Here is a 15245-nt window from a genome sequence, read left to right on the forward strand (position 1 = left end):
TGCCTCACTCGCTCTCTTCCCGAAGCAGCTGCTCGATTTCTTCTTCCGTCAGGTTTTCCAAGGCCGCTAATTGTTCCGCAATCGAGTCTTCATCAAAGCTGCTGAGCAAGCTGGTTTCGACAGCCTCGGCAAGCCCTGCAATTGTAAGTGACCCTTCAAACAATACCGTCATTGGCAAATCCACTTCGAATTCCTCTCGAATTCTGGACAAAATCTGAATCGCTTTGATGGATTCGCCGCCCACTTCAAACAAATTATCCATAACTCCAATTTGCTCAATGACTAACACATCTTCCCAAATGTTTAATATTCTTTTCTCGAACTCATTCCTTGGTGCTACATATTCCGCCCGCTCGCCTGTCTTTCCTTGCGAGGCCGCCTCCACTTTGGCGTGTATGCTTCTCGGCGTATTCAAATGCCTTCCAATATCGTCCAGCACATCTAAATTGACCGGATCAGCACCGCTTGCCGCCTGCTGCGCGGCTGCATGAACCTCCTCACGTATGTGGCCGGCTTGTTCCAGGTAGGCCCTAAAGTCTATGGTTCTCGCAAACGCAGCCGTGAACGCATACACGTTATTTTCAGCCGAGGCAGCTGCGTTCTGTGCTCCGATTAAGTCTAAAAACTGCGCCGCAGGCTGGTTTTTAGCGGTTGGAACAAAAACAACGTCCACTTGGTCCAGACCTTTGGCCGTTGCCAATTCGCCAATTCTCGCAAGCATGGTATACTCTATTCCTTTGCCTAAAGCCCTGCAGCTAAGCAGGAAGCTGTCCACGATGAGCTTTGAACCCTGCTCGCGGCATACAACCAAGCCTACTATTCCATAATCTCCAAATCTATCACTGGCAGCTACGGTAAAGCAGCTCACATTCTCTTCGCTGCCTAGCCTTTTAAGCTCCGCTTCAGAGTGCCTAATCGTCGTAAAGTTAAATTGATTCACCCTCTGAGTCAATTGAGCGGCTCTTGCCAGCTCTGCATCACCTAGCGGAGAAATGCTGACATTCAGCTCCAGCCCGCTAATAAAAGCTTCGTAGGACAGCATTTCCTGCTGGAATTTATTTCGCTCCGTATTTTGCTTAACCAATTCCGTACGGCTCTCGTCTGCCGCAGTCGTGTTTATACGGTCAAATGCCCAAATGTTGCTTAAGTAAAGCGGAATGTCCTCGTCATTTTCAGGCAAGCATAACGTCAGAACTTGAGGATAACGCGTTTTAACCTCCATACATTCGACAGGGTTGTCGTCAATAAAGATGAAGCTGTCGAGGCCCAGATTCAGTTCTTTAGCCAATCCATCCAAATTATCTGATTTGCGGTCCCAGTTGATTCTGGAGGCCGCGATATGTTCGGGCTTGATCAGCATATCGGAACGATTCAGCGCCGCCATGATATCGCTTTCATTATTTTTGCTGCAAAGACATAGAAGCATTCCTAAGCGCTGCTGCTCCAGCATAAACGCCTGCAGCTGCTTTCGGTAGGGGTCCACTTCAATCCCATCCACTCCGTCCTCGCCGCAAATGCCCTTCCACAGCGTCTGGTCGCAATCCAGCACGATGACTTTATAAGGCAGGCTTGTGGCCGAATAGATTTTTCGGGCAATGACCGTACCAAGCGCATCAAAAAAGATCTGTTTGTACGGAATGTGGCCCATTTTATCCGAATGAAAATCATAGTAATCCGCTACAGGGTAGAGATCTAAAATGTCGGAAGAAGCAACGGGCACAATCCCGTTCAGTCCCTGAAGTCCTTGATATAACCGATTCTCTATTTCTTTATAATCGCAAGCCGTCTCAGTGCTCCATTCCATTAGGGGCGAAGGAGGGCAAATACATACGATATGAATGGCTGATGTGGTTTCTACGGAAGTTTTCACGGCATTCAGCAGGTCAACGATATTTCGGTCAACTTTGGATTGTAATAAAGCATCTTTCCTGAGCTCCGTTTCCAAACCGTCCTCCACCCTGAACCAATCATCAAAACGAATGAGGATGACGTTGATCCCGTTGTTTTGGCGCATAGCGCTGTAAGGATCGAGCAGCTGCTTGAACACCTGATTCTCATATTGAATGGCAGCCTTTATTCCTAGCTTCTCCAACCAAAATACTAGGGACCTTCTGACTGGTTCTGCTGTAAACGTTGCCGAAAATACGAGATTCAAATCACGACTGGTCATATTCACGAAACTTCTCCCCTTGCTTAGAATAGGATAGCATTTTTATAGCCTTCTCTAGCTTTAAGCCGCTACATCTGGGGGTTTATAATTTTTTACAACAAAGTCAATTTTATCGTAGACTATCGTCGAATCGTTGTCAATAAATTCCCTTTTTTTGTCGACGATGCCAATTATCTTGTTTATTTGACGCAAGAGGCTTATATTATATTTGTGATGCGGGCTCTGAGACCCATAAGCCTTTGTAAATGAATGTATAGGATCAAGAGGATGAATATGGAAGATGGAAGATAAACTGAAGTAGGAGTGAACTCATATGAAGGTCCATCATGTAGGGTACGTCGTAGAGGATATCGATAAGGCATTACAGGAGTTTATTGCCCTTGGATACGAAGCGGAAGGTGAAAAATGTCAGGATGAACAACGGAATATATTAATCCAATTTATTAAAAACGGCACCTATTTAGTGGAGCTGGTTTGTCCGCTTAATGACCATTCCCCGGTTAAAAACCTGTTGAAAAAGGTTGGCAGCACACCCTACCATTTCTGTTATGAAACGGCGAATCTTTCGGAGAAGACCGATCAATTGAAGAAGCTGGGCTATCTTGTCATAGCCGAGGCTTTGGAGGCTCCGGCTATCGGCAATAAGAAGGTCGTATTTTTGTTCAAAAATAATGTAGGCATTATAGAATTGGTCGAGGAATAAGCTCAGATCGTTTCCTTATACAGCTGGGGGGACTTCCATGTCTTTACGGAGCCATCCTCGGCTTGCATATTGGCATGAAAAAAACCTTTCCCATCGATAAATGCTGGAACACAGTGCTGCTTTGCCTCAATTGCAGCATGTAGAGCAAGAAGGGCAAGCGGCTCAGCTGCATCAAAATTCGCATACTTGCAGTTGCTTGCCGGCAGGAAATAGCCGAAATGAAATTTTCTGCCGACGATATTATCTCCTATTCTTCTAGCCATCTCCAAGTACTGCGAATGTCCGAATTTCAAATAAACGTCCAGCATCGCATAAAGCGCTCTTGCATCGTCGCATGGCGCATTGAAATCCAGATCAGCCTCCACGCCAGGCTCACGGCCTATATCACCAAGTCCATTCCCTTTGGCGATGCTTCTTGCCGCTTCCCATAGGCTTTCGTCGCCCGTTTGTATGAACGTTCTTACATAAGATAGCAAAAACTTGCTAGTAGCGGGAAACTGGCCGATGATGGCGCCTTTATCTCCATAATAGCCGTCACGTTTAAGGGCGTACCCCGATAAATCCGTACCGTCGGTGAGCATCGGCTTAAACGCATTCTTTTCAGGAAGGTAGCCGTATTTCAAAAAAGCGCCGAGCCCTTGCCTTGACCATTGTGCCAGCTCCTTTACGACCTCCCCAATCGTGCTCACAAGCTGAAGCTGCATCAATGTATTTTCATAGTAAACGGTAGAGGCCTGCGCTTCCAGCAGCATTTTGCCTTCCAGCGCCGCACCTCCAAACTCGGGACCGAATTGCCGGCCAGCCCTGTCCCCGAAGCGGGAATGCGTATTGCTGTCGTCATTCGTATGATACATTTTTCTCGCTTGATTGAATTGATAGGCTCCTAAGCCTGTATCCGTATTTCTCGCCTTGTTATATTGGCGGGCAAGCCTCTTCAGCCAGAGCAGAGCGCCTTTCTCTCCAGCCAGCTTATACAGCATCCCTGCCGCATAGATCAGATCATTTCCCGCGTTCAGAAAGGACAGCCCGCTAACCTCGGAGAACGGCTCTGTATCACGAAATTCGTGCGCCCACAGCCTGCTGCTTTTCAAGCCGAAGCTGCCGTGCCTGCTAATTTCGAGGGAACTCCAATTAAAAACATGTGCATTCCATAACGCTCTAATGTAGTGGATGGTAGCAGCCGGGTCAACCTCATACATGAGTTCATAATACGGAAAATGGTTTTTCAGCTCATGCACCATTCCGTTTTTTTCCTCTGCTCCGGCAACCTGCAGCGTTTTCAAATCAATCAGCCGATGCCCACCCCATTGCAGCAGGCCGCACGGGCTTTGAAGATGGTCAAAGTGAAATTTGATCGCTAATTTTGCAGCATTTTCATACTGCTGATCGCCGCTAAGCCTCGACAGCCCGACAAAGGTGCGAAAAAGGTTTTGCTGGCTCGCCAAATTGGACATGACCGCCTCGCGCCCTCCGGGAAATCGCCATGTGACAGGCTCCTTCGTCCTGACGTCAATTCCGTCTGCGAACAAAGGGCTAGCCTCCCATCCGCTGCGGCTCTTTCCCTCCTTAAGCACATGGTCTGCAAATGTTATGACCGTATTCAATCGCTGCTGATCCCTCGTACTCTTTTCCACCTATACACACCATCCTCTTGGATTTCCGGTATAAAAGCTTCGATCTCCACTATGATTCTCTCTATGGGCAAAAACAGCTTCTTTAGCAGGCTCATAGCTAATATACCATAAATTTACCAGATTCTGTGATGGAGGAAATCATATAAAATTCTATTTCGAAAAGACTGCAGCTCAAGTATACGAATGGCGTATCATTAGCTGCGCTGCTTTCATAAAAAAAAGAGCCATCAGATTTCCTAATGGCCCCACATTTATACATCTACCCATTAGCCCGCTATCGTAGGCAATCTAGCTCTTATAATAATAGTCTGGAATCGCTTCCCACCGCTTCTTCAGCTCATGCGCCGCTAATTTCGGCTTGCGGTCACGCGTAAATACCCCTTTTTTATTGCCTTGAACGCGGAAGATGCCTTGACTGGTGTTGAAATCGGCAAAGTTCCATACATGCTCGCCGACAAAATGGCTGCACTCGTCGAATATTTCATGATTTGCCCGTAAAAATTCGGTCTGAAATTCCTCGGTAAACATGACGGGATCAACATCATGAAAGCCTGCGATCGTATCCGCGCCATATTCCGTCATGATGATTGGCTTCTCTGGGCAGCGCTTCATCCAGCCCTGGAGCTCCTGGCGGAGCCTCGATTTGGCAATCTCCCATTCTCCTCCTTCAACATACCAGCCGTAATACCGATTCAAGCAGAGAACATCTACCAGATCCGACACCCTGCAATGCTCCGGGCTCCCTTCCTGAAGCGTTACTACTGTGACGGGGCGTCCTTGCGGGTCACATTCCTTCGTATATTGGAGCAGCGGCTCGAAGTACTCGCGCGCACCTTCCTCGGAAGTCGCAGGCTCATTGGCGATAGACCACATCACAACGCATGCATGGTTCTTGTCTCTCGCAATCAGCTCGCGAATGGCTTCCCGATGCGCCTCATAGGTTCTCAGCTCTTTCCACGTGTCCCGTCTCTTCCCACCCGTCAGCGTTGGAATGAAATTCAAGTGCAGACCGACGGCAGCCACCTCGTCGATCACGACAAACCCTTCCCTGTCAGCCAATCTCATGATTTCTTCCGAATAGGGATAATGGGAGGTACGGAACGAATTGGCCCCCATCCACTTCATTAATCGAAAATCCATAACATTGGCCGCCTCGTTAATGCCTCGTCCATGAATCGGCGAATCCTCGTGTTTGCCGAAGCCCTTGAAGTAGAACGGTTTGCCGTTGATTAGGAATTTGCCGCCCGCCACTTCCACAGTCCGAATGCCAAAGGGCTGATCATACTCATCGATGATTTCTCCTCCTTGAACCAGCTCCACCTTTAACGTGTACAAATAAGCATTCAAAGGCTCCCAAAGCTTAGCATCCGCCAGCAAGAAGCTCACTTGCGCCCCTTCTCCTTGGGCAATGACGCTTCCCGCTTCATCCAGGATGTGGATACGTACGCCCGACTCTCCAGTGCTGTCAATCTTGCAGCTCACTTCCGCGGAGCCGTCATCCTTGACGCTTGATAGAATCTGCACATCTTGTATAAAGCTGCGTGGCGTCGTGTAAATCTTCACAGGACGATGCAGCCCCGCATAGTTAAAGAAATCGAAATTGGGATTATTCCGAGCGACTTTGCCCACTCCTTCAATATCACGCTCCATGAAATGTCCTACGGGCAGCGTCGATTCGTCCAAAATATTATTGACGGCAACTGTGAGCCTATTTTTATGCGGCAGCAGATGATCGTTCAGTTCCACTTCGAACGGTGTAAAGCCACCCGTATGCTCTACGGCCAGCATTCCATTGATGTAAACCTTCGCTTCATGGGTAGCCGAGCTGAATCGAAGAACGATTCGCTGCGAAGCCAGCGGCTTCGGAATAACGATTTCCCGTTCGTACCAAACCCAGCCTACATGATTTCGTATATCGGCATTAACGCCAATATCGTTATAGGAAGACGGTACAGCCATCGCAATCGTGTCGCTTAGCGGCTGCATCTGCCATCCTTCCAGTAACCCGATTCCGGGATCTGTTTTGAAATTCCAAATGCCGGACAAATCGATAACGCTGCGAGAAGACGTATTAATAGGGTATAACATCCGTACCACTCCTCATCATGGATAATAGATGTGCAGCGCGAATCCCCATCCGCGCTGCACAGAACCTTTTACTGCTTGGAATCAATAATTTTCTGAACCTTTTCTTGTGTATTGCGAATCGTCGTATCAATGTCGACGCCGGATAACATCATTTTGTCGAATTCCTCCAGGAATACCTTTTCTAACTCCGCATGGTAAGGAACAGCGACAGCTGGGGTCGCCTGCTTCGTGTTTTCGAGAACGTACATTAAGGATTCCTTATCGATTTTTTCAGGCGTTTTCGTGCCAGCAATAATGTTGTCAACAACCTTGTTCAGATCGGCTTTTTTCCACGAAGGAAAGTTCTTGCCCTGCAGGACGATTCCTTCCGTTGTAAACCAGCGGATAAAGGTGTAAGCAGCTTCTTTATGCTTGGACTTGCTGTATACGCCAAATACGTCGCCGCTGACGTTGGCTGTGAGTGGATCCCCTGCGTTCATCGTTGGAAGTGGAGCGAACACGGTTTTGAACGTTGCAGGTACTTGCTCCGTTCCCCCTGCTTCCGGCACCAAGAATGATGCCATTGTAATCATGCTCGTATCCTGGTTAAAGTATTGTGGACGGTAATTTAGCTTCTGACTCACAATTTCTGAGTAAGGTGTCGCCGAGCCTTCTCGTTCCCCTTGCAAGCGAACCTCCAGCGATTTCCTTATCGCAGGTGTATCGATGTTTGCTTTCAAGCCATCGTCCGTCGTGAGATTAGCTCCGGTAGTCGATTGTCCCATATTCTGAATGAAATAGCCGAATTGAATCCAGCTGTGGAAATAGGTGCCGTATTGCGTTTTGCCGTTTGCCGTCGTCGTCATCGCCTTGGCATACTCCATATACTGGTCCCAGGTCCATTCCTTCGGAAGCTCCAGTCCCGCTTCCTTGAGTCGGCTCTCATTGATGAAAACCATAGGTGTAGAAAGCTTGCCTGGCAAGCCATAGGTTACATCTTTGATTCGTGTGTCCGAGGAGTACTCGTCCGCCAGTGAGAACCCTTCCTTCTCGATATACGCATCAACTGGCTCCAACAAGCCGAGCTCGGCGCGCTGGCTGAGAAATGCCATGTTGCTAAACATAATAACATCCAGATCGTCGCCAGAAGCCGCGGCTAAATCCAGCTTTTTATAATATTCATTCGAGTTGTTGTCTTCTGCGGAGTTGAACTCCACCTTGATCTCAGGATGCTTCTTCTCGAACTCCTCGATTACGATATCCCAATTATCAGCTTTCTTCGGATACCAAGTATGCAATTTAATGGTGACTGCCCCGTCTGAAGAGCCCTTGCCTCCCGTCTCCTCCGCCGTACTATTGCCTCCTGCCCCCGAGCATGCTGATGTTGCAAGCGCGACCAAAACTGAAATTACAGTCGCTTGAATCCATTTTTTCTTTAACATCGAAATTCCCCCTTGAATAATAGTTTTCTATCCTTTGACACTTCCCGAGGCCACGCCTTCAATGACTTGTTTTTGGCCTACAATGAAGATGATCAACAGTGGCAAGATCGCAGAAACGGCTCCCGCCATCATAAGCGAATAAAACTCTCCATTAAAATCGGCAAACTTCCGAATCCCCAGCTGAAGCGTGAACAAGGCTTCAGAGCGCAGGAAAATAAGAGGATTCTGATAATCGTTCCATGTCCAAATGAAGCGCAGAATCATATAAGTCGCAAGCGCCGGCTTGACTAAAGGCAGCCCGATCCGAAAGAAAATAATCCAATGATTCGCGCCGTCGATTCGTGCAGATTCGATAATCTCATTATGGACGCTCATGAAGAACTGACGCAGCAAGAACGTCCCTAATACTCCCGATGCTGCAAGCAAAACAAGACCAAAATGGCTATCGAATAGACCAAGCCAGCGAAACATCATAAATTGCGGAACAAGGATGGCTTGAGAAGGAATCATGTACGTTGCCAGCACTAAGATAAACATAGCTTCCCGGCCTTTGAAGATCACCTTGGAAAATCCATAAGCGGCCATTGCCGAGATGATTAACGACAATGCGGTAGCCATCAGTGTCACTTTAATGCTGTTCAAATAATAAAGAGTGAATGGAACAGCACCTGACCAGACCTGCGTGTAATTTTCTATCATGTACCATGTTTTTGGAATCCATTGTATGGGGTATGTCATGACCTCCAATTCAGGCTTGAACGAGGCCGATAACATCCAAATGAATGGCAGGATAAAAAATATCCCGACGATTCCCATTAGAGCCGTGACGATCAGACGGCTCGCGCTGACGGATTGCATATGTGTATTCCCCCTAGTAATTTACCCATTTCTTCTGACCCACCCATTGGATAAGTGTCACGAATAAGATCAGGAGCAGCAGCACGATCCCCATCGCAGACGCATAGCCGGATTGCAGGTTGACAAATGCTGCTTCGTAAAGGTAATAAACGATGACCGATGTAGAGCCGGCAGGGCCGCCGCTGGTCAACACCATAATGAGATCGAAAACCTTAAACGAGCCAACCACACCTGTAATAAGCAAAAAGAAGGTTGTCGGAGAAAGCATAGGCAAGGTAATCGTGAAAAACTGCCTCAAAGGAGAAGCTCCATCTACATCGGCCGCCTCATAAATATCCTTTGGAATCCCCTGCAAGCCTGCCAAATAAATGACCATATTAAAACCAAGCGAAGTCCAAACCATAATAATCATGACTGCAATCAGTGCGAATTGCGGGTCCGCCAGCCAAAGTGGCGGATTCTCAATGCCTATTGCCCGCAAAAATCCGTTAATTGGTCCGCTGTTGGGATGGAACAAGACTCTCCATAATAAAGCGATGGCCACGAAACTTGAAATGAAAGGCATAAAGTAGATGACTTTGAAGAAATCTTTAAAGTAGGTTGCTTGGTTAATCAAAGCCGCGAGCACCAGCGCGAAAAGCATCGATACCGGAACAACCGCGATCATGATGACATTGTTCCGAAGCGCTCGATGGAACCCTTCATCATGCAGCAAATTATTATAATTCTCAAATCCGATAAACTTTAGCCCATCGAGCCCTGCAATGAAGTTCCACTCGGTAAAACTGATCAACCCTGACAAAATGATCGGGATAACGACCAGCGTCATCGTCAACAACAGCATTGGCAAAATAAATAGATAACCATTAATCATGTCGTAAAACCCTTGCTTGCGGATTCGGAGAGCCTTGCCTGTTTTCGCCCCCTGATCCAAACCATTTCTCGTTGTCTGCTCCAAATTTGCCACCTCACTGTCCTCTATGTCTTCCTCATTATAGGTGCCGCGTTCCCGGCAAGCATGCAACGATTTTTTCTATAACAAAAAAGTTTTGCGATATTTTTTCCCTCATTGCAAAAATTGTTGAATGAATCGTTCATCAGCATGCTGTAGTATTGCTTTATAAAGAAGAATGGCAACGAGGGGCGGTACAACATCATGCGTGTTATATTAAAGCTAAAACATTTATCCTTGCGGCAAAAGCTGATTTTGACATCGATTGCCTGTCTGGTATTGCCTACGGTAGCTATGCTGTATATTAGCAGCTACTACTCCAAGTTAATTATTCGAGAGCACACCCTCGAGAAAGCAACGCAATCCCTTGCCATTGTACAATCTCAAGCCAATGCGATTATGGAGGAGCTTGTGTCTATCTCAAATTTCGTCCAATTTGATCCCGAGATTAAAACCTTGCTGGAAGAAGCCCAGGATTATCCGATTGCTGCTAGACAACTAACGACCCGGCTAGAGCAGATCGCGGGAGAGAAGCCGGACTTACGGCTAACGTTGCTGACAAGGGATGGCCGCGCTTATTCCGATTATTCCTTTTACGATTTCGAGCCTCAGCAATTTGCTCAGCAAGACTGGTTTGACAAGGCAACCCGACTGACGGCATACGAAACGTTATTTTTGGGTGGATTGCGGAACTACTTGCCGCCGCTAGAGCATGATCAAGGATATGTCTATTTGACCGCTCGGGCTTTGACGGAGGCTATTGATCAACCCCCCTTCGCCTATCTAATTGTCAGCCGCACGGAAGACTCCATTCGGGATTTGTTTGCTGGCCTGGAAGAGGATGTTTACCTGCTGAGTGAGGAGAATATCATTTTATCCAATCGAAATGCTGACGTCATTGGTCAGCCCTTCGACATGATCATGAACGAGGGGACAAGCTCTTCACCAAGCTTTATTCACCTGGGAGGAGAGAATCAAATTCATCTCTCGCTTCCACTTCGTTATGCGGACTGGAGACTCGTAAGTCTGGCGCCTTACGAGCAGCTTACCGGGAAATTAAATACCTTCTATCAGTCCGCCTTATTGCTTCAATCGCTGTTTGCCGTTTTTTTCTTATTTGCTTTGACCTATCTATTGGGCAGATTCACGAAACCGGTTCGATTGCTGGGCGAGGCGGTCAAGAAGGTGGAAGCCGGGGATTTGCAATATCGCTCCAATATTCGCGGCCGTGACGAAATTGGGCGTTTGGGACGCTCATTCGACATGATGCTGGATCGGATTCAGCAGATGCTCCAGCAGGTAGAGATCGAGCAGCAATTAAAGAGGCAAGCAGAAATGGCGATGCTGCAGGCGCAAGTACATCCGCACTTTTTGTTCAATGTCTTAAGCTCCATCCGCTTGAAATTATTATTGAAGCATGATGAAGACACCGCCCATGTTGTCGGCTCCTTAGCCTCGCTGCTGCGGGCAAGCTTAATGAGGCAAAATGAACTCGTCACGCTTTATGCCGAAATTGAAACGACGATGCAGTATATGGATTTAATGAAATTTACGATGAGGTTCCCGGCGAAGTGCCATCTGGACATTCAGCCAGACCCGTTAACCATCACCGTACCCAGATTTATCCTGCAGCCAATCATCGAGAATGCTTATAAGCATGGCTTTACCCAGAGTGGTGGTATTATTACGATTAAGGTAGTATTGGATGCCCCTATGCTGCGTATCACAATCGAAGACAATGGTCTAGGCATGACACCAGAGACGCTGCAGAATTTGAAGGATCGATTTAATGTTCAGAAGCGGGACGTCATTGAGCAGATGATTGCAAAGGAGCATACAGCCGCCTCAGGAATCGGGTTATTTAATGTGTACAGCCGGTTGAAGCTCCTTTACAGTGACCGTTTTGAGATGGACATTGATAGCGTGTACGGAAAACAAACGACAGTCGTATTACTTTTCCCTGCTGCTGAGCCAGCCGAATCTGTAGAGGTAGGTGAACACCATGTTTAAAGTCGTTATTGCAGACGACCATTACCCCGTGCTTGATTATTTAAGCCATACCATTCCTTGGACCAAGCTTGGCTTTGAGCTTTCCGCGCTCTGCTCCAATGGAGGTGAAGCCTGGGAAGCCTGTCTTAACGAACAACCGGACATTCTCATTACGGATATTGGCATGCCCGTGATGGACGGACTTGATCTCATAGAGAAGGCGCGCGAAGCGAATCCTCGTTTGAAAACCATTATTTTATCCTGTCATGAGGATTTTCAATATGCCCAAAGAGCCGTTAAGCTTAACGTCAACGATTATATCTTAAAGGAAAGCCTTCGCATGGAGCATGTCGTTACGGTTCTGCAGCAGCTTGCTTGCGCGTTAGCCGAGGAGAAACAAGCCGAGAACCACCGTCTCCAGCTGCAGAACGTCGTGCAGCAAAATCTGTCCGTCATTCATACCCGATTTATTCGCAAGCTGCTGGAGCAGCCGATATGGAACGAAGCGGAGTGGAATGACGAAGCCGAAAGAATGGGCATTCACCTCCGTGATGGCATGCCCTATCTGCCTGTTGCGGTGCTGCCGGAGCGCTCATTCGAGCTTGAAGGCCGGTTTGGCGGAGCCATGAATATGCAATTCGTCATCGACAACGCCTTGCAGGAATTAGTTCAATACGAGGGTGTTATCTTGCTTGTACCGAACGAACGCCAATACTTCCTTCTGTTTCCTTTCCCGGCCACACTGAAACGCAATCTTCATGAGGACATCCGGGCGGAGCTGAAGCGTGTTCAACAATTAGTGCACCGACATCTTAGTATTGGGATATCATTCTATCGCGGTGAAGTGGCTCGGGATTTCCTGCAATTGAAGAAGCAATTACAAGATTTAATGAATGTGAAGATGTTCCGTTTCTATGCAGGAGAGCTCGTCTATGCGGAGCTGCGGCCGCTCCTAACGACGAAAGAAGATTTGTTCCTGCATTATGCTAGGGCCTTTCAGGAGCTGAAGGACAGTATGCTTGGGGGAGAAAGGACGCTCATTCATACTACGGTGAACCGATGGGGAGCATTCATTCAAGAACGCGTATATCCCGTTGAATCTGTGAAAAGCTGGATACTAAAAATGGCATTGGAGCTAGAGCTCAAATATACGGTGATGCAAAACTTCGTGATCAACTTCAACAGTGAGCTGCAGCAGCAGCAAATTGCTTCTATCGAAACACTGAAGCATCTTTTGGAATGGCTGCAGATTTTTCTGGAAGAGAAAGCTGCCGATATTCAGATGCTGCGCGACCATACGGTACGCAGGGAGATCGCGGAAGCCCAACGCTACATTCAAACCCATATTGGAGAGAAAATCGCCATGGATGAAATGGCCCATCGGTTCAATCTGAATCCTTCGCATTTCAGTCGTATTTTCAAGCAGGAAACCGGTGGAACCTTCGTCGAATTCGTCACGCGGACGAAAATGGAGAAAGCAAAAGAGCTATTGAATCAATCTGACATGACCGTAGTAGAAATCGCGGAGCAGCTAGGCTACGAGCATACCAGTTACTTTATTAAGCTGTTCCGCAACGCCTCCGGCATGTCTCCTAACGAGTATCGTAAATCAATGTGAGCGCATGGGCTGTTGAACGAGTTGCAGCCCTTTACGCTTATTATAAAAAAAAGCCCCTGCAAAGGGGCAATAGCAGATCTGCTTTTAACATTTACGGCATCCGTAAAATATGCTTTTCTCTGTATTCCTGTGGCGAATGTCCGGTCGCTTTTTTAAAAAAGCGCGTAAAGGAAGTAGCCGATTCGTAACCTACACGCCGGGCAATGTCGCTTATTTTCAAGTTTTCACTCTTAAGTAAATCCTTTGCTTTGATTAACCGAGTTGAATCAATAAACTCAGTCAGATTTCTTCCCGTTTCCTGTTTGTAGATGCGTGACAAATACGAAGGATTCAGATGCACTTGTTCAGCCAATCTGACCAGCGACAAATCCTCGTCTAAATGACTCATAATAAATCCCTTTAAGTAGTCGATCATATGGTCTGCCCGCTTCTTCTGATCCACTTTTTGCATATTAAAAAGAACAGAGGATAATTCCGTCAGGTACAGCGCCGCAGCGTTCCAAGTATCGAAAAAGTCGGTCCGCATCAGTTGGATCTGACCCATTTGAGAGGCTACCTTCGTATTCAGTCCCCATCTGTTTATATAGGACATAAGATAGAGAGCCACGGTGTAATAGGCCTCCTGCGCATTGACATTATTTTTACTGCGAATGCCTCTTAAAGGAACAAGCAGCTGCTCCAAGGCTTCAAAATACTTCTCCTTATGCCCTGACTCCAAATGCTGCTCAATAACAGACAGATTTTTTAGTTTGAGCGCCGTTACCAGCTTCTCTCCTTCATCGGATTCTTCTTCATAGAGCTCAACTGGGCCAGCCTCATTGCCCATATTGTCGTTTATCTCACCGTCGACTAAAAGGATTGTATTTTCAATGCCTATCCGATAATTTAGCAAATGGTGCAGCGAATGATACTGATTGAAAACAGCATCCCACCAGCTTGCTTTGCTGCCGACAGTAAAGCTGACAGGCATCCCGATGTTCTCCTGACAAGCTGACTGTATGACTTCCAATATGCCTTTTAGGAAAGAAACCGTTTTATTGAAATAATGCTCGATCATATCCGAATTTGCCGGAAATGTGATGGATAAGGATTCTTTAGGCTGGACAAAAATGACAAACCGATGATTTTCGTCCAAAACGATTGCAATATTCACATGAGCAGCCAAATACCTTTGAATAATTTGACGAACAGAATAGACCTGCTGCATCTGCTGCATGTAGTCGCTGACCTCAGGCAGCTTATCAAGCTTGCCCAATACCAAAGTTACAGGCCACTGCACATTAATTGGAATCGATAGCTGTTCAAACTGTTCTTTGCTAATTTGTACTGCTTTATTCCCCTTTAGAATACATAATAAATAATTTTCTTGAAATAAATTCAACGCCATGTGGATTTGCTCTTTTGCATTTCGAATTAAATCTTCGGTTTTAATTTCTTTACGAATTTTTGATACGGTTTCTTCTATAACCTGAATCACTTTATCAATATCCTCTGCCTTAAGAATAAAGCTGACGTCCCGATGCTGAATGGCTTTGTATACGTATTCAAATTCACTGTGGCCTGTCAAAAAAATAACTTTGCATTGGGGCCAGCTTCGAAAAATTTCCTCCATTAGCTGCATACCGTTTAAAATAGGCATATCAATATCGGTCAGTACAATATCAATTCTTGTTCGATTGAGCCACTCTATAGCTTCTTCTCCACTATAGGCCTTATAAACATCAAGATCCAAATGAATCATGCCCCGAAAAATTTCGTAAAGATGATTCACAATCATTTCTTCGTTGTCTACAATTAAGAGTCTGTACATGC

At 46.7% G+C, this 15245-nt stretch carries 10 protein-coding genes; 3 read left to right on the forward strand and 7 right to left on the reverse strand.

Annotated elements, in window-relative coordinates:
* Positions 1-4: 4 nt before the first annotated feature.
* Positions 5-2170 (reverse strand): HAD-IIIC family phosphatase, encoded by a 2166-nt coding sequence (locus ABEW34_RS26895; protein ID WP_430163342.1) that lies wholly within the window; start codon positions 2168-2170, stop codon positions 5-7.
* A gap of 313 nt (positions 2171-2483) precedes the next feature.
* Here ABEW34_RS26895 and ABEW34_RS26900 point away from each other — a divergent pair, with 313 nt between their 5' ends.
* The gene (locus ABEW34_RS26900; RefSeq protein WP_430163284.1) at positions 2484-2873 is read left to right on the forward strand and encodes a VOC family protein; all 390 of its coding nucleotides are present in this window, start codon (positions 2484-2486) and stop codon (positions 2871-2873) included.
* Positions 2874-2875: 2 nt separating this feature from the next.
* Here ABEW34_RS26900 and ABEW34_RS26905 read toward each other — a convergent pair whose 3' ends face one another.
* From ABEW34_RS26905 to ABEW34_RS26925, 5 genes are all read right to left on the reverse strand, one after another.
* A complete protein-coding gene (locus tag ABEW34_RS26905) occupies positions 2876-4507 on the reverse strand; it encodes a hypothetical protein (protein ID WP_430163286.1) in 1632 nt (543 codons plus the stop codon).
* Positions 4508-4795: 288 nt separating this feature from the next.
* Positions 4796-6595, reverse strand: a complete 1800-nt coding sequence (gene uidA, locus ABEW34_RS26910) for a beta-glucuronidase (RefSeq protein WP_430163288.1) — start codon at positions 6593-6595, stop codon at positions 4796-4798.
* A gap of 68 nt (positions 6596-6663) precedes the next feature.
* Entirely contained in the window at positions 6664-8016 is a 1353-nt protein-coding gene (locus ABEW34_RS26915; protein WP_430163290.1) for an ABC transporter substrate-binding protein, read from the reverse strand.
* Between the two features lie 27 nt (positions 8017-8043).
* Entirely contained in the window at positions 8044-8874 is an 831-nt protein-coding gene (locus tag ABEW34_RS26920; RefSeq protein ID WP_046229276.1) for a carbohydrate ABC transporter permease, read from the reverse strand.
* Positions 8875-8887: 13 nt separating this feature from the next.
* On the reverse strand, positions 8888-9841 hold the full coding sequence (locus ABEW34_RS26925; RefSeq protein ID WP_430163293.1) for a carbohydrate ABC transporter permease: 954 nt from the start codon (positions 9839-9841) through the stop codon (positions 8888-8890).
* A 189-nt stretch (positions 9842-10030) separates the two neighbouring features.
* Between ABEW34_RS26925 and ABEW34_RS26930 the strand changes: the two genes are divergently transcribed.
* A complete protein-coding gene (locus tag ABEW34_RS26930) occupies positions 10031-11836 on the forward strand; it encodes a sensor histidine kinase (protein WP_430163296.1) in 1806 nt (601 codons plus the stop codon).
* Positions 11829-13433 (forward strand): helix-turn-helix domain-containing protein, encoded by a 1605-nt coding sequence (locus ABEW34_RS26935; RefSeq protein WP_430163298.1) that lies wholly within the window; start codon positions 11829-11831, stop codon positions 13431-13433. Before ABEW34_RS26930 ends, ABEW34_RS26935 begins: the two co-directional genes overlap by 8 nt.
* A gap of 91 nt (positions 13434-13524) precedes the next feature.
* On the opposite strand, the gene ABEW34_RS26940 is transcribed toward ABEW34_RS26935, so the two are convergent.
* Entirely contained in the window at positions 13525-15243 is a 1719-nt protein-coding gene (locus ABEW34_RS26940) for a response regulator transcription factor (protein WP_430163301.1), read from the reverse strand.
* Positions 15244-15245 lie beyond the last annotated feature (2 nt).

Origin of the sequence: Paenibacillus algorifonticola (genome assembly GCF_050481745.1) — a bacterium.
GTDB lineage: Bacteria > Bacillota > Bacilli > Paenibacillales > Paenibacillaceae > Pristimantibacillus > Pristimantibacillus algorifonticola_A.

What these genes read in the sequence shown, in the direction of transcription:
- ABEW34_RS26895 (WP_430163342.1), bottom strand. Translation starts at nt 2,170, where the DNA reads ATGACCAGTCGTGATTTGAATCTCGTATTTTCGGCAACGTTTACAGCA.
- ABEW34_RS26900 (WP_430163284.1), top strand. Translation starts at nt 2,484, where the DNA reads ATGAAGGTCCATCATGTAGGGTACGTCGTAGAGGATATCGATAAGGCA.
- uidA (WP_430163288.1), bottom strand. Translation starts at nt 6,595, where the DNA reads ATGTTATACCCTATTAATACGTCTTCTCGCAGCGTTATCGATTTGTCC.
- ABEW34_RS26915 (WP_430163290.1), bottom strand. Translation starts at nt 8,016, where the DNA reads ATGTTAAAGAAAAAATGGATTCAAGCGACTGTAATTTCAGTTTTGGTC.
- ABEW34_RS26920 (WP_046229276.1), bottom strand. Translation starts at nt 8,874, where the DNA reads ATGCAATCCGTCAGCGCGAGCCGTCTGATCGTCACGGCTCTAATGGGA.
- ABEW34_RS26930 (WP_430163296.1), top strand. Translation starts at nt 10,031, where the DNA reads ATGCGTGTTATATTAAAGCTAAAACATTTATCCTTGCGGCAAAAGCTG.
- ABEW34_RS26935 (WP_430163298.1), top strand. Translation starts at nt 11,829, where the DNA reads ATGTTTAAAGTCGTTATTGCAGACGACCATTACCCCGTGCTTGATTAT.
- ABEW34_RS26940 (WP_430163301.1), bottom strand. Translation starts at nt 15,243, where the DNA reads ATGTACAGACTCTTAATTGTAGACAACGAAGAAATGATTGTGAATCAT.